At 62.0% G+C, this 23,044-nt stretch carries 20 protein-coding genes; 11 read left to right on the top strand and 9 right to left on the bottom strand.

What is annotated here, in order from left to right:
* The first annotated feature begins 4 nt into the window (after positions 1 to 4).
* Together CKO11_RS08180 and CKO11_RS08175 are read left to right on the top strand one after the other, a co-directional pair.
* Positions 5 to 1,324 carry an HlyC/CorC family transporter gene (locus tag CKO11_RS08180; protein WP_223636146.1) on the top strand — a complete coding sequence of 440 codons (1,320 nt, stop codon included), beginning with the start codon at positions 5 to 7 and terminating at the stop codon, positions 1,322 to 1,324.
* 86 nt (positions 1,325 to 1,410) lie between these two features.
* Positions 1,411 to 1,944 carry a hypothetical protein gene (locus tag CKO11_RS08175; protein ID WP_223636129.1) on the top strand — a complete coding sequence of 178 codons (534 nt, stop codon included), beginning with the start codon at positions 1,411 to 1,413 and terminating at the stop codon, positions 1,942 to 1,944.
* Positions 1,945 to 2,014: 70 nt separating this feature from the next.
* On the opposite strand, the gene CKO11_RS08170 is transcribed toward CKO11_RS08175, so the two are convergent.
* The 6 genes from CKO11_RS08170 to CKO11_RS08145 form a co-directional block, all read right to left on the bottom strand.
* Entirely contained in the window at positions 2,015 to 3,580 is a 1,566-nt protein-coding gene (locus tag CKO11_RS08170) for a trimethylamine methyltransferase family protein (RefSeq protein WP_223636445.1), read from the bottom strand.
* 82 nt (positions 3,581 to 3,662) lie between these two features.
* Entirely contained in the window at positions 3,663 to 4,748 is a 1,086-nt protein-coding gene (locus CKO11_RS08165; RefSeq protein ID WP_223636126.1) for an ABC transporter ATP-binding protein, read from the bottom strand.
* Positions 4,741 to 6,387, bottom strand: a complete 1,647-nt coding sequence (locus tag CKO11_RS08160; protein ID WP_223636123.1) for an alpha-glucosidase — start codon at positions 6,385 to 6,387, stop codon at positions 4,741 to 4,743. The genes CKO11_RS08165 and CKO11_RS08160 overlap by 8 nt, the downstream gene beginning before the upstream one ends.
* 3 nt (positions 6,388 to 6,390) lie before the next feature.
* A complete protein-coding gene (locus CKO11_RS08155; protein ID WP_223636120.1) occupies positions 6,391 to 7,524 on the bottom strand; it encodes a carbohydrate ABC transporter permease in 1,134 nt (377 codons plus the stop codon).
* Entirely contained in the window at positions 7,524 to 8,519 is a 996-nt protein-coding gene (locus CKO11_RS08150; RefSeq protein WP_223636118.1) for a carbohydrate ABC transporter permease, read from the bottom strand. The genes CKO11_RS08155 and CKO11_RS08150 overlap by 1 nt, the downstream gene beginning before the upstream one ends.
* A 68-nt stretch (positions 8,520 to 8,587) precedes the next feature.
* Positions 8,588 to 9,940 carry an ABC transporter substrate-binding protein gene (locus CKO11_RS08145; RefSeq protein WP_223636115.1) on the bottom strand — a complete coding sequence of 451 codons (1,353 nt, stop codon included), beginning with the start codon at positions 9,938 to 9,940 and terminating at the stop codon, positions 8,588 to 8,590.
* A 448-nt stretch (positions 9,941 to 10,388) separates the two neighbouring features.
* Here CKO11_RS08145 and CKO11_RS08140 point away from each other — a divergent pair, with 448 nt between their 5' ends.
* From CKO11_RS08140 to CKO11_RS08100, 9 genes are all read left to right on the top strand, one after another.
* A complete protein-coding gene (locus CKO11_RS08140) occupies positions 10,389 to 11,720 on the top strand; it encodes a GH1 family beta-glucosidase (RefSeq protein WP_223636112.1) in 1,332 nt (443 codons plus the stop codon).
* A 1-nt stretch (position 11,721) separates the two neighbouring features.
* A complete protein-coding gene (locus CKO11_RS08135; RefSeq protein WP_223636109.1) occupies positions 11,722 to 12,699 on the top strand; it encodes a glucokinase in 978 nt (325 codons plus the stop codon).
* 157 nt (positions 12,700 to 12,856) lie between these two features.
* Complete coding sequence (locus tag CKO11_RS08130) at positions 12,857 to 13,132, top strand: STAS domain-containing protein (protein WP_223636106.1); 276 nt, start codon at positions 12,857 to 12,859, stop codon at positions 13,130 to 13,132.
* Positions 13,129 to 13,494: a response regulator gene (locus CKO11_RS08125; protein WP_223636102.1), complete on the top strand. Its 366-nt coding sequence runs from the start codon at positions 13,129 to 13,131 to the stop codon at positions 13,492 to 13,494. Before CKO11_RS08130 ends, CKO11_RS08125 begins: the two co-directional genes overlap by 4 nt.
* An 11-nt stretch (positions 13,495 to 13,505) precedes the next feature.
* Complete coding sequence (locus CKO11_RS08120; RefSeq protein WP_223636099.1) at positions 13,506 to 15,818, top strand: chemotaxis protein CheA; 2,313 nt, start codon at positions 13,506 to 13,508, stop codon at positions 15,816 to 15,818.
* A 5-nt stretch (positions 15,819 to 15,823) separates the two neighbouring features.
* Entirely contained in the window at positions 15,824 to 16,291 is a 468-nt protein-coding gene (locus CKO11_RS08115) for a chemotaxis protein CheW (protein WP_223636096.1), read from the top strand.
* A gap of 5 nt (positions 16,292 to 16,296) precedes the next feature.
* Entirely contained in the window at positions 16,297 to 17,166 is an 870-nt protein-coding gene (locus CKO11_RS08110; protein WP_223636093.1) for a CheR family methyltransferase, read from the top strand.
* Positions 17,157 to 17,543: a response regulator gene (locus tag CKO11_RS08105; RefSeq protein WP_223636090.1), complete on the top strand. Its 387-nt coding sequence runs from the start codon at positions 17,157 to 17,159 to the stop codon at positions 17,541 to 17,543. Before CKO11_RS08110 ends, CKO11_RS08105 begins: the two co-directional genes overlap by 10 nt.
* Complete coding sequence (locus tag CKO11_RS08100) at positions 17,543 to 17,929, top strand: hypothetical protein (RefSeq protein ID WP_223636087.1); 387 nt, start codon at positions 17,543 to 17,545, stop codon at positions 17,927 to 17,929. Before CKO11_RS08105 ends, CKO11_RS08100 begins: the two co-directional genes overlap by 1 nt.
* A gap of 232 nt (positions 17,930 to 18,161) precedes the next feature.
* On the opposite strand, the gene CKO11_RS08095 is transcribed toward CKO11_RS08100, so the two are convergent.
* From CKO11_RS08095 to CKO11_RS08085, 3 genes are read right to left on the bottom strand one after another with little or no spacing between them, the layout of a single operon-like run.
* The gene (locus CKO11_RS08095) at positions 18,162 to 18,689 is read right to left on the bottom strand and encodes a chemotaxis protein CheD (protein WP_223636073.1); all 528 of its coding nucleotides are present in this window, start codon (positions 18,687 to 18,689) and stop codon (positions 18,162 to 18,164) included.
* A gap of 4 nt (positions 18,690 to 18,693) precedes the next feature.
* Entirely contained in the window at positions 18,694 to 19,755 is a 1,062-nt protein-coding gene (locus CKO11_RS08090) for a chemotaxis response regulator protein-glutamate methylesterase (RefSeq protein WP_223636070.1), read from the bottom strand.
* 48 nt (positions 19,756 to 19,803) lie between these two features.
* Positions 19,804 to 22,992 carry a methyl-accepting chemotaxis protein gene (locus CKO11_RS08085; protein ID WP_223636067.1) on the bottom strand — a complete coding sequence of 1,063 codons (3,189 nt, stop codon included), beginning with the start codon at positions 22,990 to 22,992 and terminating at the stop codon, positions 19,804 to 19,806.
* Between the last annotated feature and the right edge of the window lie 52 nt (positions 22,993 to 23,044).

Below are 23,044 nucleotides of genomic sequence, written 5' to 3'. Positions count from 1 at the left end.
CATCATGAGCGACATCACCGCCCTTCTGGACACCGCCTTTTGGCTTTCTGCCGCCGCTATCGCCATTTTGTTGGCGCTTTCGGGCTTTTTTTCGGGATCAGAGACCGCGCTGACCGCCGCCTCGCGCCCGAAATTGCGCGCCCGCGCCGACAAAGGCGAAAAGGGGGCCGAACGCGCGCTGGAAATCACCGAAGACAGCGAGCGGCTGATCGGCGCGCTTTTGTTGGGCAATAACGTGGTCAACATCCTGTCGGCCTCGCTGGCCACCGCGCTTTTGACCCGGCTTTTCGGCCAATCGGGCGTGGCGCTGGCGACTTTGGTGATGACCACCTTGGTGCTGATCTTTTCCGAGGTGTTGCCCAAGACCTACGCCATCACCAATGCCGAAACCTTTGCCAGCGCGGTGGCGCGGCCAGTCGGCGTGCTGACCAAGGTTTTGGCGCCCATCGTGACGGTGGTGCGGATGATCGTGCGCGGCATCCTGTGGGTGTTTGGCCTGCGCACCGATGCGGGCCAGCACATGTTTTCCTTCCAAGATGAAATCGCGGGGGCGATTGCGCTTGGGGCGTCGGAAGGGACGGTCGACAAGGATGACCGCGACCGGCTGCTGGGCGCGCTGGATCTGGGCAACCGCACGGTCGAGGAAATCATGCGCCACCGCAGCCAGGTGGAGATGATCGACGCCGAAGACGACCCGAACGAGGTGTTGGCGCAGGTGCTGGCCTCGTCGCACACCCGCTTGCCGATCTATAAGGGCGAACGCGAAAACGTCGTCGGCATTCTGCATTCCAAGGATTTGCTGCGCGCGGTCGAGCGGTTCTTGCGCACCGGCGATGGCAAGCTGGATTCCGTGTCTGACCTCGACATCATGAAAGTGGCGATGAAGCCCTATTTCATCCCCGAGACCACGCCGCTGGATGAACAGATGCGCGAGTTTTTGAAACGGCGCACGCATTTCGGTCTGGTGGTCGATGAATATGGCGATCTGCGCGGGCTGTTGACGCTTGAAGACATTCTAGAGGAAATCGTCGGCGAGATTTCGGATGAATTCGACCCCAAGGGCGACCGGCAGCTCAAGCCCACCGAAAACGGCGATTATCTTGTCGATGGTGCGATGACGATCCGCGATCTGAACCGCGAAACCGATTGGGCGCTGCCCGATGACGAGGCGAATACCGTGGCCGGTCTGGTGATCTATGAGGCGCAGACGATCCCCGAGGTGGGGCAGGTCTTTGCCTTCCACGGCTTCCGGTTTGAGGTCTCCGCGCGCAAGGATAACCGCATTACCCAATTGAAAATCCGCCCGCTTCTGGCGCAGGAATAGCCCGCGCTTGCGCGGGCCCAGCTTGCATCCCTGTGCGGTTTCGCGAGATAGAGGGCGCCTCTAGCCGCAAGCGAAAGGCGCCCGCCATGCCCCAAGCCGATTGTCTCAAGACCGATTGTTCTCAATGCGCGGCGCTTTGCTGCCTTGCTTTGGCCTTTGACAAGGGCAAGGATTTTGCCTTTAGCAAGAACCCCTGCGAGCCGTGCCGCAACCTGTCGGGGCATCTATGCGCAATCCATGAGCGCCTCAGCGACGCGGGCATGGCCGGCTGTGTGGCCTATGATTGTCTGGGCGCGGGCAACCGCACCGTGCAAGAGGTTTTCGCCGGGCAGTCATGGCAGGATGATCCGCGCCTGATGCGGGTGATGATGGAGGCCTTCGCCGCCATGCGCGAGGTGCACAAACGCATCGATCTGTTGCGCGCGGCAGAGATGTTCGCGCTTGCGCCACAGGCGGACCAAGACCGCCGCGCCTTCCTAAACCGGCTGGAACATCACCGGTGGAGCGGGACAGAGCTGAATGAATTCGAGGCCGAGCTGGCGCTTGAAATCGATATGTTCCTATATTCGATCAAAGATCACTTCCCGGTGGATATTTTTTCCAGCTTGAAGATGGGCTGATAAGTGACTGATGAGAAAGTAAAAGGCGCCCATAACGGGGCGCCTTTCTCGTTTGCCTTTTGGCATTGCCTTACATGAACGCATCCGGCTCGGCGGCTTTCTTGCGCGCGACATAATCGGTCAAGGCCTCGTGCACGCCGGGGTCCATCGCCGGGGCTTGATAGTCGCCCAGCATCTTTTCGACCCGTTTTGCAGCCAGCGTCGCGGTATCGCGCGCGCCTTCTTCTTCCCAGGTCTCGAACGGTTTGTAATCGAGCAGGTTGGTCTTCCAGAAGGCTTCCTTGAAATTGGCTTGGGTATGGCTGCAGCCAAGGAAGTGACCGCCCGGCCCCACCTCGCGCAGCGCCTCCATCCCCTGCCCGTTCGCGCTCATATCGACGCCTGCGGCAAGCCGGTGCAGCACGCCCAACTGATCGGCATCCATCACGAATTTCTCGTAGCTGGCCACCAAACCACCTTCAAGCCAGCCGCAAGAATGCAGCATGAAGTTCACACCCGCCAAAAGCCCGATATTCAGCGTATTGGCCGTTTCATAGGCGGCCTGCGCATCGGGCAGTTTCGAGCCGTTGAACGAACCGGCCGAGCGGAACGGCAGCCCCATGCGGCGGGCCAATTGCCCCGCGCCAAGGGTGATATGCGCGGCTTCCGGCGTGCCGAAGGTCGGCGCGCCCGAATTCATGTCGATCGAGGTCACGAAAGCGCCAAAGATCACCGGCGCGCCGGGGCGGATCAACTGGCTATAGGCCACGCCCACCATCACCTCGGCCAGCACCTGCGTCAGCGTGCCCGCCACGGTGACAGGGGCCATCGCGCCGCCCACGATGAAGGGCGATATGATGCAGGCTTGGTTTGCCGCCGCGTAAACCTCTAGCGCGTCCATCATGATCGGGTCGAAGGTCAGCGGCGAGTTGATATTGACCAGCGAGGTCATCACCGTGTTCTGATCGACGAAATCTTCGCCAAACAGGATCTTCGACATTTCGATGGAATCGACGCAGCGCGAGCGTTCGGTGACAGAGCCCATATAGGGCTTATCCGACAGCGTCATATGCGAAAACAGCATATCAAGGTGGCGCTTGTTCACCGCCACATCTGTCGGTTCACAGACCGTGCCGCCCGAATGGTGCAGCCATTTCGACATCTGCCCCAGCTTCACGAAATTGCGAAAATCGGTCAGCGTGGCATAGCGGCGGCCGCCGTGAATATCGCGCACGAAGGGCGGGCCATAGACCGGGGCCAGAACAAGGTTCTTGCCGCCAATGGTGACATTGCGCTCGGGGTTGCGGGCATGTTGCACAAAGCTGGAGGGCGCGGTCTTGCACAATTCGCGCGCCAGCCCCTTGGGAAAGCGCACCCGTTCCCCCTGCACATCGGCCCCGGCTTCGCGCCAACGCGCCAGCGCGGCGGGGTTGTCGACGAAGTTCACGCCGATCTCTTCCAGCACCGTTTCGGCATTGGCTTCGATGATCGCCAGCGCTTCCTCGTTGAGGATTTCAAGATTGGGGATATTGCGCTCGATATAGCGGGCGAATTCGAATTTCACCGCCGTGCGCTCGGCCCGACGGGCGGCGCCACCGCCACCACGCGACCGGCGCCCGCTGCTGGCGACTGCTGGCTGTTCCACGACCTGATTCATCATGCGTCTCCCCGACTCGACCCAAGACCGATTTCGACCGTCCTAGCCGATACCGGGCGTGGGCCGTGCGCGGTTTCCGACATCACCGATAAAGAAGCGACTGTCCGGCGTGGAAAAGGTGCACTTTTTCGGGCGCCGCCCCCAAGGTCACCCGGCTTCGGCGCAGGTCTGCATGAATACCGGGCAGTTTCGCAATCATATGCGGCGCCCCCGGTTCATTGCCGAAATACAGCAGCGTCACCTCGCCCAAAGCCTCGACGATTTCGACGGTGCCGGTGAACAAACCCTCTGCCTCGGTCAGGGTCAGGTCTTCGGGGCGCACACCAATATTGACCGTAAGGCCCAGATCCTCGGGCCGGGTCGGCACGGCCGAGCGCGCCACCCCGCCATCTTGCAGCTTGACCGTGGTCACATCGCCCGTTTCCACCACCTCGCCCGCCAACAGGTTCATCTGCGGCGAGCCGATGAATTGCGCGACAAATTCGTTTTGCGGGCGTTCATAAAGTTCCAGCGGCGTGCCGACTTGGGCAATCCCTTTATCGGCCAGCACCACGATGCGGCTGGCCAGCGTCATCGCCTCCACCTGATCGTGTGTGACATAAATCATCGTGCGGTCTGGCATCGCCTCTTTCAGTTGGGCAATCTCGATCCGCGTCGCCACGCGCAGGGCCGCATCCAGGTTCGAAAGCGGTTCATCGAACAGATAGACTTTCGGGTCGCGCACAATCGCCCGGCCAATCGCCACGCGCTGGCGCTGCCCGCCCGAAAGCGCCTTGGGCAGCCGGTCCAGATAGGGCGTCAATTGCAAGATTTCGGCGGCCTTGTTCACCGCAGCATCGATTTCTGCGCGGGATTTGCGCGCGATTTTCAGCGCAAATTCCATATTCTGGCGCACCGTCATATGCGGATAAAGCGCATAGGATTGAAACACCATCGCAATGCCGCGCTGCGCGGGCGGCATGTCATTGACCCGCACCCCATCGATTGTCAGATCGCCCCCGGTGATGCGTTCCAGCCCCGCGATCATCCGCAACAAAGTGGATTTCCCGCAGCCCGAGGGACCGACGAAAACGATCAGTTCCCCCGCCTTGATCTCAAGGTTGATGTCGCGCAGCACATCGACCTCGCCGTAAGATTTTGCAACGCCGGTCAGCGTCAGGTCAGCCATCGCGGCCTCCTTGATTGAGCTTTAAAAGCGAAGGCTGCCACGGGCCCAGATGCAGCGTGTGATCGGGCATTGGCCGGATCGAGCCTAGCTCGCCGCCAATCGTCACCCAATCGCCCGCAGGAACAGTGGTGTCGACCGGGTGATCGGACAGGTTGAAAAAACACAGGATTTCGCCCTCATCGCTGGTGCGGTGAAAGCTCAGCACATCGCCATGCGCCCAGATATGGGTCATGTCGCCGGTGCGCAGAGGCTCTTGGTGATGACGAAAGGCAATCGCGCGGCGGTAATGGTGGATCAGCGCGGCAGGGTCATTTTCCGTCGCATCGGGGGCATGGCTGTAATGCGACGAGGGCACCGGCAACCACGGTTTCGCCGTCGAAAACCCCGCATTGACCGCATCTTTGCTCCAGACCATCGGCGTGCGGCACCCATCACGGCCTTTGAACTCGGGCCAGAATTGGATGCCATAGGGGTCGCGCACATCCTCAAAGCCGATCTCGGCCTCGGGCAGCCCCAATTCTTCGCCTTGATATAGACAGACCGAACCTTTGAGGCACATCAACAGCGTCGTGTAAAGCTTTGCAGATGCGGGGTTTAATCCCCAGCGCGAGATATGGCGCACGACATCATGGTTCGAATAGGCCCAACAGGCCCAGCCATCAGCTGCGACCCGTTCCAGACGCTCGAACGTGTCCTTGATGAAGCTGGCATTGAGCGGTTCATGCCCCGATAGCAACTCAAAGGCGTAAGACATCTGCACCTTGTCCTCGCCCGAGGTGTATTCGCCCAAAATCTCTAGCCCGCGCTGGCTGTCGCCAATTTCGCCCACGGCGGCGGCGTTATAAGCGTTCATCAGCGTGCGCAGCTTGCGCAGGAATTCCACATTGCGGGGGTGGTTCTTGTCATAGATATGGCGCTGGTGATTGTAGGGGTTCACCTTGGGCGCGGTTTGGTCATTGCGCTCGGCGGCGGCAAGCGCCGGATTGTCGCGCAATTCCTCGTCATGCATGTAGAAATTGATCGTATCGAGGCGGAACCCGTCCACCCCCCGATCCAGCCAGAATTTCGCAACCGCCAAAAGTTCTTGCTGCACCTCCGTCGAATGGAAGTTCAGATCGGGCTGGGCAATCAGGAAATTGTGCAGGTAATATTGCTCGCGCCGCGAGTCCCATTGCCAAGCCGGGCCGCCAAAGATCGACAGCCAGTTGTTGGGCGGCGTGCCATCGGGTTTCGGGTCCGCCCAGACATACCAATCCGCCTTGGGGTTGTCGCGGCTGTCGCGGCTTTCCTTGAACCACGGATGCACATCCGAGGTATGGCTTAGCACCAGATCGATCAGCACCTTCAGCCCCAACGCATGGGCGGTCGCAATCACCTGGTCGAAATCGGCCATACTGCCGAACATCGGATCGACATCGCAATAATCCGAGATGTCATAGCCGAAATCCTTCATCGGCGAGGTGAAGAAGGGCGAAATCCAGACCGCATCGGCACCAAGGCTGGCCACATGCGGCAGCCGTTGCACGATCCCCAGCAAATCGCCTACCCCGTCGCCATTGGTATCTTGGAACGAGCGCGGGTAGATTTGATAGATCACCGCACCACGCCACCAGTCAGCAGATTTGTTGAGCAAGTTCATATGTCAGCCGCCTTTCACCGAACCGGCCAGAAGGCCGCGCACAAGGTATTTCTGAAGCGCGAAGAAGACGAGAAGCGGCACGGCAATCGAGACGAAGGCCGAAGCCGCGAGGATTTCCCAATCGCCCCCGCGCGAGCCCAAAAGTTCGCGCAACACCCCCGTCATCACAAGCTGGTCGGGGCGGTTGCCTAGAAAAACGGTGGCCACAAGCAAATCGTTCCACACCCAAAGGAACTGAAAGATCGCAAAAGAGGCAAGTGCGGGAAAAGACAGCGGCAGAATGATCCGCCGGAAGATCTGAAATTCGGTCGCGCCATCGACGCGCGCGCTTTCAATAATTTCTTTCGGCAGACCGACCATGTAGTTGCGCAACAGGTAAATGGCGAGTGGCAGGCCAAAGCCCGTATGCGCCAGCCAAATCCCCAGATAGCCTTTGCCCAGCCCAATTTCATTGTGAAACCGCAACAGCGGAATAAGCGACAGTTGCAGCGGCACGACCAGCAAGCCCACCACGGCGGCCACCAAAAGCGCACGGCCCGGAAACTGCATCCACGCCAGCGCATAGGCGGCAAAGGCGGCAATCAGAATCGGGATCACCGTGGCCGGGATCGTCACGGTCATCGTGTTCAAAAACGCCTGCCCCAACCCCTCGGCCCCAATCACACGGGCATAGTTTTCGGTGGTAAAGCGCGGTGGCGTGGTGGTGGTGATGAAAATCCGCATGCCACGCGTCGTGGTGAATTCTTGCGGGGCTGTCAGCCGGTAATGCCCGTCGGGTGTGACGGTGATCTGTTCGCCCTCTTTCAGATCGATGGTTTCGCCGGGCGCATAGGCCTCGGGCGCGCGAGACGAGGTGCCCCAGCGTTCCAGCCGCTGCCCCTTTTCCAGAACATTGCCTTCAATCACCCAAAGGCCGTTTTCTTGAAACTGGTCCTTGGCCGTGCCCGCACGCACAAAACTGGTGGCAGTCGCCGGAAAGGCCGCGCGCCACCAGCCTGAGGCGGTGATTTGATCGCGGTCGCGAAAGGACGAGACCAACAGCCCAATCGTCGGCACCACCCACAAGACAACCAACACCGCCGCCGCCAGATTGACCGCCCAAACCAGCCGCGCGCGGGTGCCCGCAATGTTGTCCATCAGGCCATCTCCTTGCGGGCATTGCGAATGTTCCAGATCATGATCGGCAGCACCAGCGCCATGATGACAAGTGCAATCGCCGAGCCGCGGCCATAATCGGGCGCGCCGCGGAACATCCAGTTATACATCATATTGGCCAGCACCTGCGTGCCCCATTCGCCATTGGTCATCACGAAAACAATGTCGAAGACCTTCAGCACGGTAATGGTGATCGTGGTCCAAACCACCGCAATCGTGCCCCAGATTTGCGGCACCTTGATGCGGAAGAACAACTGCCACGGGTTTGCACCATCCAAAATTGCCGCCTCAATCGTTTCTTCGGGAATGCCGCGCAGCGCCGCCGACAAGATCACCATGGCAAAGCCCGTCTGAATCCAGACAAGCACAATCATCAGGAAGAAATTGTTCCAAAACGGCACCGTCAGCCATGTTTCGGGGCTGTTGCCAAGCGCGACCCAGATCGCGTTCAAAAGCCCGATCTGATCTTGCCCTTCGGCGCGGTAATCATAGACGAATTTCCAGATCACCCCGGCGCCCACGAAGGAAATCGCCATCGGCATAAAGATCATCGATTTGGCAAAATTGCCCCATTTGATCCGGTCGGTCAGTTGCGCCGCAATCAGCCCGAAAAAGGTCGAGGCCGCCGGCACCACCAAAAGCCACATCAGGTTATTGCGCATCGACTCGCGGAATTTCGCATCCGACACGAGCCATTCGTAGTTGGCAAAACCCACGAATTGCTGTGCATCGCTGTCTTGAAAGCTCATCACGGTGGATTTGAACACCGGATAGACAAGGTAAACGCCCAAAAACAGGATCGCCGGGCCGATGAAGAGCCAAGGCCGGATCATATTGGCGCGCAAGATATTGCGCCCGGCATGGGCGCCACGCGGCGGATAGACCGTATCAAGCACGAAATTCGCACCCCAAAACCACGCCACACAGGCAAAGACCCCGGTCAGGATCGTGCCGCCCGCCAGCATCAGCTGTTCCATCCGCGCCTCCCCGCACCGACCGATTCGAAAGGCCCGCCCGAACCGCCCGGGCGGGCCGTGGGGTGCGCTTAGTCCAGCGTATCCCAAGTGGCCTGAATTTGCGCGGCCACCTCATCGGCGGGTTTGCCGCCCGCATAATCGACCATGCCGGTCCAGAACGCCCCCGCGCCAATCGCCCCCGGCATCAGGTCCGACCCGTCAAAGCGGAAGGTCGTGGCATCGAGCAAGATGGCGCCCATTTTCGCAAGCGTTTCATCCCCATAAAGCGCGGTGTTCACACCTTTATGGGGCGTGACAAAGCCTTTTTGCGCCATCCAGACCTCATGCGCGATCGGGCTTTCGAGGAAGGTGATGAAGGCATCGCCCACCGGATTGTCGGTCAGCTTGGCAAACATCGTCCCCGCCCCCAAAACCGGTTGGCCAAGGTCTTTTTCTTCATAAGCCGGGAAGTAGAAGAAATCGGCATCTTGGCCGACCACCACCCCCTCGGGGAAGAACGACGGGATGAAGCTGGCCTGCCGGTGCAGGTAGCATTGCGGCGGGCTGGCAAAAAGCCCCTTCGGACTGTCACGGAAATCGGTGGTCGCCACCGCCCCCGCGCCGCCCGCAACAAAGGCATCATTGCGCGCGAACCAGCCAAAATCCTCAATCGCGGCAATCACTTTCGGATCGTCGAATTTCAGCGTGTTGGCCACCCAAGCGTCATAATCCGAGGGGGTGTTGATGCGCAGCATGAAATCTTCGACCCAATCGGTCGCGGGCCAGCCGGTGGCCCCGCCCGAACCAAGCCCAATGCACCATGGCGTTGCCCCATCCGCCACGATCTGGGTGGAAAGCGCCTTCAACTCTTCCATGGTCTGCGGCACTTCATAGCCCGCATCCTCAAAGTTTTCCGGCACATACCAGACGAGCGATTTCACATCCGCCTTGAACGGAAAGGCATATTGATGCTTTTGCCCGTCTGGGCCCTCGTAATTGCCATAGGCCGCCCAGCTGTCACCGGCGGCGTAGTTTTGCGTGATCCATTCGCCCGTTCCCTCGGCCAAGGGCACAAGGCGGCCTTTCTTGGCAAGGTCAGAGGCCAGACCGGGCTGCGGGAAGACAGCGACATCGGGCGGGCTGCCGCCCTCGGCATCGATGACGATCTGCTGTTCGAAACTGTCAGAACCGGAATAGATCACATCGGCGCCGGTGGCGGCTTCGAAATAGGCGATCACGCTTTCGACCAGATCCTTATCCGGCCCCAACCACGGGCCCAAAACCGTCAGCGTCTGGCCCGAAAGATCCATTTCCTTGAGCGCCTCATAAGAGGCCCAGTTGAACCGGGCATCCTCGCCCGGAGCAAATTTCAAATCCTGCGCAAATGCGCCAGAAACGGCGAGCGCCGCAATGGCCACGCCCAGATAAAGCTGTTTCGTCATGCAGTCCTCCCGAGACCGGGGCCAAGCCCTTTGATCCAGACCCGGGGCGGGTATCCGACTCGCCCCAAAGCGCTTTGGATGGCCGAGCGTCCCGCAAAGGTCGGCCAAAGTCAACCGCGCCCCCCGGGCCAAGGCCTTGTAACCTTGGGGAAATGCTGCATATGCGCAAAGGCGCAAAAGCCGCCCCGTCGGATTGACGCCCCCGGGGTGCGCGGGTAGGCTTTGGCGCTCCAAACCGCTTTGAAGCCGGCCAAATCGCGTCAGGCAAACCGCGTCAGGGGCGGATCGGGACCAGCGCCATGACCCTCAACGACCTTGCCCAGTGCCTTGGGCTTTCGCCCACAACCGTGCGCCTTGCGCCAAACGGGTGTGCCGTGCGGACCAAGGCGCCCGGTCCGGCACCGCTCTGGCCCGTTGTCCCCGTTTCTCTGCCCGAAGGATTTCTTGCATGACTGCCCTGCCCCCGCGTTCCGCCTTTCCGACCGGATTTCAGTTCGGCGTGGCGACCTCGTCCTACCAGATCGAGGGGCATGGCTTTGGCGGCGCGGGACCGACCCATTGGGACACATTCGCGGCCACACCGGGCAATGTGGTGCGGGCCGAAAACGGCGCACGGGCCTGCGATCATTACCATCTGTGGGAACAGGATCTGGATCTGGTCGCGGCGGCGGGCTTTGATATCTATCGCTTCTCCACCTCTTGGGCGCGGGTTTTGCCCGAAGGCCGCGGCCCGGTGAACATGGAGGGGCTCGATTTCTATGACCGGCTGGTGGATGGGATGTTGGAACGCGGGCTCAAACCCGCGCTGACGCTTTATCATTGGGAATTGCCCGCTGCGCTGGCCGATAAGGGCGGCTGGCGCAACCGCGAAATCACCCGGTGGTTTGCCGATTACACCCATGTCATCATGGCCCGGCTGAGTGATCGGATTTGGTCCGCTGCCCCGATCAACGAGCCGTGGTGCGTCAGTTGGCTCAGCCATTTTCTGGGCGCCCATGCGCCGGGGCTGCGCGATATTCGCGCCACCGCCCGCGCCATGCATCATGTGCTCTTGGCGCATGGCCGCGCGATCAAGGTGATGCGCGCGGGCGGGATCAAGAACCTTGGCGCCGTGTGCAATTTCGAAACCGCCCTGCCCGCAGACGCATCCCCTGAAAGTGAAGCCGCAACAAACCGTTACGATGCGATCTTCAATCGTTTCTTTGTCGAGGCCATGTTCAAGGGCCGCTACCCCGAAGCGGCGCTGGAAGGTCTGGCCCCGCATCTGCCCGAAGGCTGGGAGGATGATCTGGCCACGATCGCGCAGCCGCTGGACTGGTTCGGGCTCAATTACTACACCTGCAAGCGCATCGCCGCCGCCCCCGGCCCTTGGCCCGGCTTTGCCGAGGTCGATGGCGCGGGGCCAAAAACCGAGATGGGCTGGGAAATCCGCCCCGAGGGGTTGCAAGAGTTCCTGACCCGCATCGCGCGGGACTATACCGGCGATCTGCCGCTTTATGTCACCGAAAACGGCATGGCCGCGCCCGACCGGCTGGACAAGAGGGGCCTGTGTGACGACCAAGACCGTATCGCCTATTACGCCGCGCATCTGCGCGCCTGTCAGAACGCACTGGCCGCAGGCGTGCCGCTCAAGGGCTATATGGCGTGGTCGGCGCTCGACAATTATGAATGGGCGCTGGGCTATGAAAAGCGCTTTGGCCTGATCCATTTGGATTTCGAAAGCTTGCAGCGCCGCCCGAAGGCGTCCTATCACGCCTTTAAGACCGCTTTGGAGCGCTAAGATGATCTCTGCCACCCCTGATCGCTATTCGCTTTTGGCCGATATCGGCGGCACCAACACCCGCGTCGCGCTGGCCGAGGGGGGCAAGCTGATCCCGGCCTCGATCAAGCGCTATGCCAATGCGGGGCGGCCCGCGCTGGAACCGATCTTGGCGGACTATATGCAAACCGAAGGCGTCAGCGATCTGGCCGGGGCCTGTGTGGCTGCGGCCGGTCCGGTGCATGACGGCGTGGCGCAGATGACGAACCTCTCTTGGGTGATCGAAGACCATGCCATCGCCCGGGTGACCAAGGCGGAAACCGTGGCGGTGCTGAATGATTTGCAAGCGCAAGGCCATGCGCTGGGCCATCTGGCACCGGGCGCGGTGCGGGTGATCGACAAGGGCGCGGCCGCGCGGCCCAATGCAAGCCAGTTGGTCGTGGGCGTGGGGACCGGGTTCAACGCCGCGCCGGTGCATGAGGCGCCGGGCGGGCGCATCGTCGCCGCCTCTGAATGCGGCCATATCACCTTGCCCACGGTGACCGATGAAGACATCCGCCTGATGCGCTTTGTCGAAGAGGCGCATGGGTTTGCGGCGGTCGAAGACGTGCTGTCGGGGCGCGGGCTGGAACGGGTCTATGCGTTTGCCGCGCGCGAGGCGGGCCAAGACAGCACCCTACCCGCCGCGCAGGTGATGGAAGAAATCACCGCGCGCAGCGCCCTTGGCGTGGCGACGGCGCGGATCTTCACCCGGCATCTGGGCGCGGTGGTGGGCGATCTGGCGCTGGTGCATCTGCCCTTTGGCGGCATTCATCTGTGTGGCGGGGTCGCGCGGGCTTTCACGCCGCTGTTGCACGAATTCGGCTTTCTTGAGGCGATGCGCGCCAAGGGGCGCTTTGCCGAATTTCTGCAAGCCTTCCCGGTCGCGGTGATCGAAGATGATTACGCCGCCTTGTCGGGCTGCGCCGCGCATCTGCATGCCCGCGCGCCGCAATTGTAAGCGGTTTTCGCCAATCACGCGAAAGACTGCAAAAAGGCCCGCGAAATTCCCGTTCGCGTCAAGTCAATCTTAACCCGCAACCGCTAAGCCTCTTTCATGCAGGAATGAAAGGGGAACGCGTGATCCTTTTCCAAAACCATATCTTTGCGGGGTCGTAATGCAGACCATTTCCCTCGCCCCCCGGCTTGATCTTTCGCAAGCCAGCCCGCTCGCATCCGCATTGCGCGATGCGACAGGGACCGACCTTGTCCTCGACGCTTCCGAGGTGACCCATTTGGGTGGCCTCGCTGTTCAAGTCCTCGCCTCGGCCGCCTCGACCGCGCGCGCCGCTGGCACCTCCTTCACCATCACCCCGCGCTCCGAGGCATTCGATGAGGCCCTCGGCCTATTCGGCCTCGCGCCCGGGGATCTGCAAACCGGAGAGGCCGCATGAGCCTGACAGTCCTGGCCGTCGATGACAGCCGCACCATCCGCGACATGCTCAAGCTCGCCCTGAGCGAAGCTGGCATCAACCTCCATCTCGCCGAGGACGGCGTGCATGGGCTTGAGGTGCTGGAGGGGATCGCGCCCGATGCGATCATCTCTGACATCAACATGCCGCGTCTTGATGGCTTTGGCTTCATCGAAGCGGTCCGCCAGCAAGACAAACACCGTGGGACGCCGATCCTCGTGCTGACCACTGAATCCGCCCCCGAGCTGAAAGCGCGTGCGCGTGCCGCTGGCGCGACGGGCTGGATCGTGAAGCCGTTTGACCCGCCGAAGCTGGTCAAGGCGCTGCAGATGGTCGCCGGTTAAGGAGAATACCTATGGCAACGGACCCGATGGCAGAAATCCGGGCCAGTTTCTTCGTCGAATGCGAAGAATTGCTCGAAAGCCTGCAAGATGCCCTGTCCGATATGGACGAAGGTAGCCATGACAATGAGACGATCAACGTCGTCTTCCGCGCGGTGCATTCCATCAAGGGCGGGGCCGGGGCGTTTGGCCTCGACGCGCTGGTGGGTTTCGCGCACCGTTATGAAACCGTCATGGACGAGGTGCGTTGCGGCCGGATGCCGATCACGCCCGAAGCGATGAAGCTGTTCTTCCAGGCAGCGGATCTGTTGCAAGACCAAGTGCGCGCGGCCCGCGATGGCGCCCCGCCGCCCGATGGGTCTGAGCCCTGCCTTGTCGCGCTTGAGGCGCTGATGGGCGGTGCGCCGGTCGAAGAAGATATCGAAGAAGCCACCGACTTCCAGCCGATGGGACTTAGCTTCGATTTCGGCCCCGCCGAAGACGAAGGCGCCACGCCGGCGCTGCCGGTCTGGACCGTGCGGTTCAAACCCAGTGCGGCGCTTTATGCCTCAGGCAATGAGCCTTTGCATCTGCTGCGCGCGCTCGCCAAGCTGGGCGAGTGCAAAACAAGCTGCGATCTGTCGGCCCTGCCCGCGCTTGACACGCTTGATCCCGAAGCCGCCTGCCTTGAATGGGTGGTCGAGATCACCGGCGATGTGACCGATTTCGACATTCGTGAAGTGTTCGATTTCGTGGAAGACGTTTGCGAGCTGGAGATCACCAGCGGCGGCGCCGATGCGCCCGCCGGTGGCTTTGATCTGCCCGATTTGGCCCCGCCGATGGGAGACCTTGGCGCGGACCCTTTTGCCGCAACACCGGGTTCGGAGCCGATGCTGGAGATGCCGGGCGCGATGCCGGGCATGCCCGCGCCCACTCCGGTGGCGGCCCCGCCGCAAAACCCCTCGGGGGTCGAGATGAATAACCCGCCCTCTTTGGCGGATCTGGCGGAAACGCCCGAACCGACCGCAGCGCCGATTGCCCCGGCGGAACCCGCGCCCGCCCCGGCGGCCAGCGCGCCAAGCACCGGCCCCGGTGCCACGGTGCCCAAGGGCAATGCGGCCCCAGCCAAGGAAAATTCGTCCGAACCGTCTGCAACGGTGCGGGTCGATCTGGACCGGATCGACCGGCTGGTGAACCTTGTCGGCGAATTGGTGATCAACCAAGCCATGTTGGCGCAAAGCGTGGCCGAGGCCGGGCTGCCGCCGAACTCGGCGGTGATGACCGGGCTTGAAGCCTTTATGATGTTGACCCGCGATATCCAAGACAGCGTGATGATGATCCGCGCCCAACCTGTCAAACCGCTGTTCCAGCGGATGGGCCGGATTGTGCGCGAAGCCTCTTCCGCCGTGGGCAAAGAGGTGCGCCTGCGCACCGAAGGCGAAGCGACCGAAGTCGATAAAACGGTGATCGAACGGCTGGCCGATCCGCTGACCCATATGATCCGCAACTCGGTCGACCATGGTCTGGAAACGCCGGAAAAACGCGAAGCCGCTGGCAAGCCGCGCGAAGGGGTGATCACCCTGTCCGCGCAGCATCGTTCGGGCCGCGTGGTGATTGAAATCACCGATGACGGCGCGGGCATCAACCGCCCGAAAGTGCGCGACATTGCCATCAAAAAAGGTCTGATCGCAGCCGAGGCGCAACTGTCCGACAGCGAGATTGACAACCTTCTGTTCCTGCCCGGTTTCTCGACCGCCGATCAGGTCTCGGCGCTGTCGGGCCGCGGCGTCGGCATGGATGTGGTGCGGCAGGCGATCCAAGGTCTTGGTGGCCGGATCACCATTCACTCGGAGCCGGGCAAAGGCACGCGCTTCTCGATCTCGTTGCCGCTCACGCTGGCCGTGCTGGATGGCATGGTCGTCAATGTGGCGAATGAGACGCTCGTGGTGCCGCTGTCGTCGATCTTGGAAACCGCGACGCTTACCGACGAAGACATTCGCGCCCTTGGGCCGAACACCAATGTCATCCATGTGCGGGGCGCCTTCGTGCCGCTTTACGATCTGGGGGCCGAATTGGGCTACCGGGCCCCGATGGAAAACTACGCCGGTGGGATCGTGCTGCTCACGGCACAAGAAAACGGCTCCCGCTCGGCGCTGGTGGTCGATTCGATCCTCGAACAGCGGCAGGTGGTCATTAAGGGGCTGCAACGCAGCTATGGCCACATTCCCGGCGTTGCCGCCGCAACCATCCTTGGCGACGGTCAGATCGCTCTGATCCTCGACCCCGCCGATCTTGTCTCCAACGCTTCCGGTCGCACCCGGAGCCAAAGCTTCGCTCTTGCAGGATAACCGTTATGGAACTGGAAAAAAGCTCGCAAAACTCTTCCGAACTTGAACTTCTGTCGTTCCGGCTTGCGGATGAGGAATACTCGGTCGACATTATGTCGGTGCGCGAAATCCGCGGCTGGACACGGGCCACGCCCCTGCCCCATGCGCCCCATCACGTGCGCGGCGTGATCAACCTGCGCGGCACCGTGTTGCCGGTGGTCGATCTGTCGGTGCGGCTGGGCATGGAGCCGGTCGAGGGTGATGCGCGCAATGTCATCATCGTCGTGCAGATGGGCAATCAGACGGCAGGCCTTCTGGTCAATGCGGTCTCGGATATTCTGGCGCTGCCGCGCACCGAGCTGCAACCGCCGCCGGAACTGGCCGCCGATGCCGCGCATAGCTTCATTCAGGCGCTGACCATCGTCGATGGCCGCATGATCCGTGTGCTCGATCTTTCCGCCGTCCTGCCGGACGACAATGTCGAGGCAGCATGACCAACATGAGCCCCCTTCCCCTTGGCGGCGCCCATGCCCCCAGCGATGCCGAACTCGGCACGATCGCGCAGGTTCTTTATGAACATGCCGGGATCGTCTTGGCGCCGGGCAAAGCCTCGATGGTGCAGTCGCGTCTGGGCAAGCGCCTGCGCGCGCTTGGTTTGAAAGATTACGCCAGCTATATCAAGCTAGTGACCTCGGATGAGGGGCAGGATGAACGGCGCGAGATGATCTCGGCGCTGACCACGAATGTCACCAATTTCTTCCGCGAAAACCACCATTTCGACACGCTGCGCAACACCGCGCTGCCGCCGCTGCTGGCCAAAGCACGCGCGGGGCAGAAGGTGCGGATCTGGTCGGCAGGATGTTCGAACGGACAAGAAGCGTTCACCATCGCCATGGTGCTGGCCGATATGGCGCAGGATCTGGCCAAGCTCGACATTCGCATTCTGGCCACCGATATTGACCCGCGAATGGTCGCGCGCGGTCGTGAAGCGCTTTACGATGCGGCAACGCTCGCCACGATCCCGAAGCCGATGCAGCGCTTTGCGCAGCTTGAGGCAGGCGGGGTGCGGATTGTGCCGCCGCTGCGTGCCTTGGTCAGCTTCAACGAGCTGAACCTGCACCAGAACTGGCCGATGAAAGGCAAGTTCGACATCATCTTCTGCCGAAATGTGGTGATTTACTTCAGCCCCGAAGACCAGGCGAAGCTTTGGAAACGCTTCGAGGCGCAACTCGCCCCCGGCGGCTGGCTGTTCGTTGGCCATTCCGAGCGCGTCCCGCTTGATGGCGGCACAGCCCTGACCACCGCCGGCATCACGACTTACCGGTTGCCCGAAGCGGCAAGCCCGAACGGAGGCCCGAAATGGCACTGAGAGACCAAATTCGGATCATGGTTGTGGACGATATGTCCACCTCGCGTGGTCTGATCACGCAAGCCCTCGATTCGTTCGGGATCCGTCAGGTGGGCACCGCCACCGACGGCCCGGGCGCCCTGCAAATCCTTGAAAAGACGCCGGTTCACCTGGTGATCTCGGATTATAACATGCCGGGCATGGATGGGCTGCAACTGCTGCATGCGCTGCGCTCGAACGCGCGCACCAAGGGGTTGGGCTTCATCCTGATCACCGGGCGTGCCGATCGCGAAATCATCGAGACCGGCAAACGTCTGGGGATGAACAACTTCCTGAAAAAGCCCTTCACGCCGCAAGACCTGCGTGGCTGCATCGAGCAGGTGGTGGGGCGGCTATGATGGATCTGGCCCCCCTGATGGCCCAAGCGGTCGAGCGCAGGGATCTGCCGCTCGATGCGCTGGCCGCCCGCGTTGGCGACGAGCTGGACACCTTGGCGCGTCTTTCGGCAGAGGTGCAGCGCGCGCTGTCGATGTGCCATTTTGCCGAACACACCGATATCGAGGCGATCCGGGGCCTTCAGGGCATCGACCGGATCACCCAAGCGCTTGAGGATCTGGGCCGTTTGATGGCGGCGGTGTCGACCGAGATGCCGCAAGATGTCAAACTGCATGCGGTGCCGCTGCTGTCGCGGCTGCGGCTGCATGAACTGGCCAACAATCTGGACCCGGGCCACGAACGACACGTGGTCGAAGAAGAAGACACCGGAGAAATCCAGTGGTTCTGAGCCACCCGACATAGCACCGCCGCCGCGCCGCGACAGGATCGGCGGCGGTCATCTTTGCACTGCGTCCCCTTGGGGCGTTGCTCCGGGCGTTGCCCGGTTTTTTTATGCCTGTTGCCTTGCGGGCGCCTTCGGTGTGCAACCGTCAGGCGTGCCATCGCCCCATTCGACTGGCCACCAAAAAGGCCGCCCCGAAGGGCGGCCGCCAAAGACCCGCAAAGGTGTGGTTTCGGGCTCAGAACAGTTCGAGCCCCCCCCCGGCCGGAGCCGGTGCCACTTTCGGCGGCGGCGTCTCGACCACTTGGGTTTCGCCCAAAAGCCGCTGGCGGGCACGCCCGCTGCCCGGCCAGAACTCGACCCGGCGCGCCTGCGTGCCGCCAAGGCTTTGCCCGGTACATTCGATCTGCTCACGGCGCAGGAAATCGAGCACGAAACTTGCGTTTTTCGCCCCTACATCCGACAAGCCCGCGATCATCCGCCCGCCGCCAAAGACCTTGGCCTTCAGCCGCGACCGGTTCGCGCCTTCCTTGATCAGCGCGTTGATCAAAAGCTCCATCGCGTTGACACCAAAGCGCGCCGAGTTGAGCGAAGCCCCCGCGCCATCGGGCAGCAGGAAATGGTTCATGCCCCCAACCTGAGCCTGCTCGTCATAAAGACAGGTCGCCACGCAAGAGCCAAGGATTGTCGAGATCGAGGGATCGGGCCCGCGCGCCGTGGCGAATTCGCCCTGCGCGATATGAAGGGTCTTTTTTTGTGCCGTCATATTATCAGGCCCTCCGAACAGAATTGAATGTCATCGCGCTTCCACTGTTACTGGTACCACTACACAATTTAAGAACCTGACCGGCCATCTGCCCAATCGGCAAAGCTTTCTCTGCGGCGCCCAGTTCCAGCGCCGCGCGCGGCATGCCGAAAACGACCGAGCTGGCCTCGTCTTGGGCAAAGCACCGCGCCCCTGCTTGACGCAGACGCACCATTGCCTCGGCGCCATCCTTGCCCATGCCCGTCAGCATCACACCGACGCAGCGCCGGGCAATCGGCACAGCGCTGTCGAACAGCACCTCGACCGAGGGCCGGTGCCCGTTGCGCTTTTCCGAGGCGATCAGATGGCATTTGGGGGCTTCACGCCCCGAAACGGCCAAGTGATAATCGCCCCCGGGCGCCAGATAGACATGGCCCGGGGCAAGCGGCGCCCCCTCTTGCGCAAGGCTGACGGTCGGTTGCATCTTGCTATCGAGCCGGCGCGCGAAAGAGGCCAGAAAGCCCTCGGGCATATGCTGGGTGATCAGCGTCGGCGGGCAGTTGCGCGGATAAGACGACAAATAGGTTTCCAGCGCATCGACGCCGCCGGTCGAAGACCCGATCAGCACATAATGGCCGTTCCAGTTGAAATCGACCGCCGGGGCGATCTGCGCACGCGGACCGGGGCTGCGCAGCCGAGCATTCGCCGCCACCACCAGCAGATCGGCCAGATGCGCAAACGTATCGGCCAACTGGCCAAAGCTCGGTTTGCCGATGCATTCCACCGCCCCAAGCGACAAAGCCTCCAGCGCCGCGGCAGAGCCTTTTTGCGTTTCGGTGGAGATCATCACCACCGGCATCGGTCGCAGCCGCATCAGCTTTTCTAGGAATTCCAGCCCGTTCATACGCGGCATTTCCACATCAAGCGTCAGCACATCGGGCGAGAGCGCCTTGATTTTTTCGCGCGCATCGAACGGATCGCAGGCTTCGCCCACCACTTCAATCCGGGGGTCCTGCGAAAGCTGGTTGTGCAGCAAAGCCCGGATGGTGGGCGAGTCATCCACGATAAGGACGCGTTTCGGTGTCATGGGCACTCTCGTTCTAATGTGAGCTCGGTATGTTTTCGCGCATTCGTGTTAAAAATCTTCCCAATCCCCAGCTTCGGGCTTGAGCGCGAGCGCCCCGTTGCTGCGCGGCGCGGGCGCGGCGGCCGGATTCGGTGCGGGCCGATTGGCCGGGGCGGGCGGCTTTGCCGGTTTCGAGGCTGGGGCGGCGGCTTGCGCCGCAGGTTTCGCAGGACCGGTCTTCGCGGGGGCGGGCTTGGCAGAAGCCTGTGCCACAGGTTTTGCGGCCGCCGGGGCCGCCGCCGGTGCTGCGCTGGCGGCTGTCTTGGCGTGTGCTTTGCCTTCCGGGGCGGCATCGAAACGCGCGGTCGTCGTGGTCAGCACTTGCACGCCTTGGCTCAGCGCCTGCGCCGCCGCCGTCGTTTCTTCAAACATCGCGGCGTTTTGCTGGGTCACCTGATCAAGCTGGATCATCGCATTGTTGATCTCGTTCAGACCCGAGGATTGTTCGCGCGCCGAGCTGGCGATTTTCGACACCCGCGCCGCGATCTCATTGACCGACCCCAAAATACCCGTCAGCGCTTGCCCGGTTTCGCCCACCAGATCGACGCCGCGGCGCACATGGTCAGACGAGGTGGAAATCAGCGTGTCGATTTCTTGTGCCGCATCCGAAGAGCGTTGCGCCAGCGCGCGCACCTCTGAGGCAACAACCGCAAAGCCACGCCCCGCTTCGCCCGCGCGGGCGGCTTCGACCCCAGCATTGAGCGCCAAGAGATTGGTCTGGAAAGCGATATCCTCGATCACCGAGATGATGCGCGAAATCTTCTCCGAGCTTTGCGCGATTTCGCCCATCGCCGCCACGGCCTGTTGCACCACCTGGCCCGAGCTTTCGGCACTGACCCGTGCGCCTTCAACCATTTGATCTGCCTCGGAAATCCCGGCACTTGCGGTGCCCACCGAAGAGGTAAGCTGATCGAGTGCGGTCACCGTTTCGGCCAGCGTGCCCGCTTGTTTTTCGGTGCGCTGTGCAAGATCGGCGGCGGCATTGTTGATCTCGTTCACCTCGCCATCGATCGAATGGGCGCAATCGATCACCACCGCCATCGCCTCGGCCAAAGTGCTGGCGGCCTTGTTGAAATCGGTGCGCAATTGTTCGTATTCGGCGGGGAAGACGGTTTCGATGCGGCTGTTGAGATTGCCGCGTGCCAGATGGTCCAGCCCGACGCGCAGCCCTTCGACCACGGCGCGCTGCCCCACCAGCATCGCTTCGTTGCGCGCCTGCGCGGCCGCCAACGCGGCTTGGGCTTGGGTGATGTCATTGGCGATCATGACGATTTTCAGCATCGTGCCAGCCCGATCGGGCACCGGGGTCACGCTGCCTTCGGCCACGACTGCACGGCCATCGGCCCCTTGCAGCACGAACCGCCCGATCACCGGCTCCAGCCGCTCCAGCCGGTCCCAGAACCCGGCCAAATCGCCATCGCCATCAATCAGCCCGGCATGGTCACGGCCCAGCAGGTCAGCGGCGCTGAGGCCAAGCGCAGCAAGGATATTGTCATTGCCGCGCGTGACCTGCCCCTTGGGCGAGAATTCAAGCATCAGCTGGGTGGAATCGAGCGCATTGAGCAACGCACGCGTCATCCGCAATTCGGTCACGTCGCGCCATTCGACGACATAGCCCATCAACGCGTTGTCGGGCGCGCGAATTTCTGAAAAATCAACGCCATAGCGCCCCGCGCCCACCGCTACGTCGCGGCGGAACGGCAATTGCTTCGGATCGGCAAGGCGCGCTTCAATCTCGGGCGAGAGCGGATAAAGCGCGCTCAGCGACACACCCACCAGCTTCTCGGGATCAAGCGTCGGGCTGGCGATCTTAAAATCGTCGAGCTTGGCCTGTACAAGCTTGGTCAGCGCGCTGTTGGCATAGCAGATCATCAGATCGGGGCCGACCACCATCAGCGCGGCAGAGGAATTTTGGAACGCGGTGCCCTGAATCGTCGCCGCGCGCTGGGTTTCGTGGCTGGCCGCCAGATCGCCGCGCAGCGCGTCCAAGGCTTGGGCGATTTCGCCCAATTCATCGCCGCGCTCGGTCGCGGGCACCTCAACGGCGTGATCGCCGCGCGAAAGCCGCCCCACTGCCCCGGCCAGCCGGTGCGCCGGGCGCGCAATGCCGCGCGCCATCCATGCCGACATCCCCGCCAGCATCGCGATCAGCCACAGCGCATTGAGCATTTGCTTGTTGGCCAGCTGCCGCGCCGGGGCCACGACCTCGGCTTCGTCTTGTTCGACCACTAGCCCCATCGCACGCCCAAAGAGCGTAAGCGGCATATGCACCCCGGCCACCTTGCGGCCATCAACGCCTTGATGGACCGAGCGGCCGGTTTCGCCCGCCAGCGCCGCCGAAACTGCGCCATTGCGCACATCGGCGCCCGGCGCGGGCTGCGCGGCCAGACGCAACGGGCTTTGCAGTTGCGCCGCCGCATCGACCAGATAGGCCTGCCCGGTCTCGCCCAGCGAACTTTCCATCGTCAAAATGCCCGCCAAAGGCTCCAGCCCTGTGGCAAAGGCCAAAACGCCCAGCACGACACCCTGTTCCGAGCGGATCGCATGCGCAAGGTAAAGCCCCCGCTGCCCATCGGCCAAAGTGGTGAAATCGGACACGGCTGAATCGGCCTCGGCCCCAGCCAGCGCTTGCGCCACGGTTTGCGCCAGCGCGCCATCGGCCAAAGCCGGATCCGTCAGATCGGCGGCGAAATCGGCATCTTTGCGCAGCGAATAGATCACATGGCCCGAGACATCGATGAAATAGAGATCATGCAGTTTCTTTTCGTCGGCCAGCGTCACGAAGCCCGGATGGGCGCGCCGATGCACAATGCCGAAATCATTGATATCGCCTGCGAAATCGAGCTTCCAACGTTCTTGCGGCGGGTTCGGGTTGGTCTCGACCCACGCGGTGCGCAGATTGTCCGCCGCGCCCTCGCCCAGCATTTTCCAGCTATTGGCAAAATCGCGCATCAGGCGCTGTGTGCCTGAATTGGCGGCCATCGCAGCCAGTTCGGATTGAAGCTGGCCCGCCCATTGCTCAAGCGCCTGCGCGCGTGATTCGAGCGTGCGTTCCAGCCGTTGGTTTGCTTCTTCCGCCAAAAGCGCGCGCGCTTCACGATAGGAAGAGACCCCCATCACCGTCAGCGCAACCATCGCAATGGCCACAAGCATAAGCGGAAGTTTCAGCCCCAACGAGAGGCGCGTACGAAAAATCATGCCAGTTCTCCACCGTCGTAGGCGCACGACGACATTCAGCTGTGCCAAGGTC

It is taken from the genome of Rhodobacter sp. TJ_12 (genome assembly GCF_020023995.1).
In the GTDB taxonomy this organism is placed as follows: Bacteria; Pseudomonadota; Alphaproteobacteria; order Rhodobacterales; family Rhodobacteraceae; genus Rhodobacter.
The sequence above is the reverse complement of the archived record's forward strand: the minus strand, read 5'-3'. Positions and strand labels throughout refer to the sequence as shown.

What these genes read in the sequence shown, in the direction of transcription:
- CKO11_RS08135 (WP_223636109.1), top strand. Translation starts at nt 11,722, where the DNA reads ATGATCTCTGCCACCCCTGATCGCTATTCGCTTTTGGCCGATATCGGC.
- CKO11_RS08155 (WP_223636120.1), bottom strand. Translation starts at nt 7,524, where the DNA reads ATGGACAACATTGCGGGCACCCGCGCGCGGCTGGTTTGGGCGGTCAAT.
- CKO11_RS08115 (WP_223636096.1), top strand. Translation starts at nt 15,824, where the DNA reads ATGGAACTGGAAAAAAGCTCGCAAAACTCTTCCGAACTTGAACTTCTG.
- CKO11_RS08110 (WP_223636093.1), top strand. Translation starts at nt 16,297, where the DNA reads ATGAGCCCCCTTCCCCTTGGCGGCGCCCATGCCCCCAGCGATGCCGAA.
- CKO11_RS08100 (WP_223636087.1), top strand. Translation starts at nt 17,543, where the DNA reads ATGGATCTGGCCCCCCTGATGGCCCAAGCGGTCGAGCGCAGGGATCTG.
- CKO11_RS08145 (WP_223636115.1), bottom strand. Translation starts at nt 9,940, where the DNA reads ATGACGAAACAGCTTTATCTGGGCGTGGCCATTGCGGCGCTCGCCGTT.
- CKO11_RS08160 (WP_223636123.1), bottom strand. Translation starts at nt 6,387, where the DNA reads ATGAACTTGCTCAACAAATCTGCTGACTGGTGGCGTGGTGCGGTGATC.
- CKO11_RS08165 (WP_223636126.1), bottom strand. Translation starts at nt 4,748, where the DNA reads ATGGCTGACCTGACGCTGACCGGCGTTGCAAAATCTTACGGCGAGGTC.
- CKO11_RS08085 (WP_223636067.1), bottom strand. Translation starts at nt 22,992, where the DNA reads ATGATTTTTCGTACGCGCCTCTCGTTGGGGCTGAAACTTCCGCTTATG.
- CKO11_RS08095 (WP_223636073.1), bottom strand. Translation starts at nt 18,689, where the DNA reads ATGACGGCACAAAAAAAGACCCTTCATATCGCGCAGGGCGAATTCGCC.
- CKO11_RS08125 (WP_223636102.1), top strand. Translation starts at nt 13,129, where the DNA reads ATGAGCCTGACAGTCCTGGCCGTCGATGACAGCCGCACCATCCGCGAC.
- CKO11_RS08105 (WP_223636090.1), top strand. Translation starts at nt 17,157, where the DNA reads ATGGCACTGAGAGACCAAATTCGGATCATGGTTGTGGACGATATGTCC.
- CKO11_RS08180 (WP_223636146.1), top strand. Translation starts at nt 5, where the DNA reads ATGAGCGACATCACCGCCCTTCTGGACACCGCCTTTTGGCTTTCTGCC.
- CKO11_RS08175 (WP_223636129.1), top strand. Translation starts at nt 1,411, where the DNA reads ATGCCCCAAGCCGATTGTCTCAAGACCGATTGTTCTCAATGCGCGGCG.
- CKO11_RS08140 (WP_223636112.1), top strand. Translation starts at nt 10,389, where the DNA reads ATGACTGCCCTGCCCCCGCGTTCCGCCTTTCCGACCGGATTTCAGTTC.
- CKO11_RS08130 (WP_223636106.1), top strand. Translation starts at nt 12,857, where the DNA reads ATGCAGACCATTTCCCTCGCCCCCCGGCTTGATCTTTCGCAAGCCAGC.
- CKO11_RS08090 (WP_223636070.1), bottom strand. Translation starts at nt 19,755, where the DNA reads ATGACACCGAAACGCGTCCTTATCGTGGATGACTCGCCCACCATCCGG.
- CKO11_RS08150 (WP_223636118.1), bottom strand. Translation starts at nt 8,519, where the DNA reads ATGGAACAGCTGATGCTGGCGGGCGGCACGATCCTGACCGGGGTCTTT.
- CKO11_RS08120 (WP_223636099.1), top strand. Translation starts at nt 13,506, where the DNA reads ATGGCAACGGACCCGATGGCAGAAATCCGGGCCAGTTTCTTCGTCGAA.
- CKO11_RS08170 (WP_223636445.1), bottom strand. Translation starts at nt 3,580, where the DNA reads ATGAATCAGGTCGTGGAACAGCCAGCAGTCGCCAGCAGCGGGCGCCGG.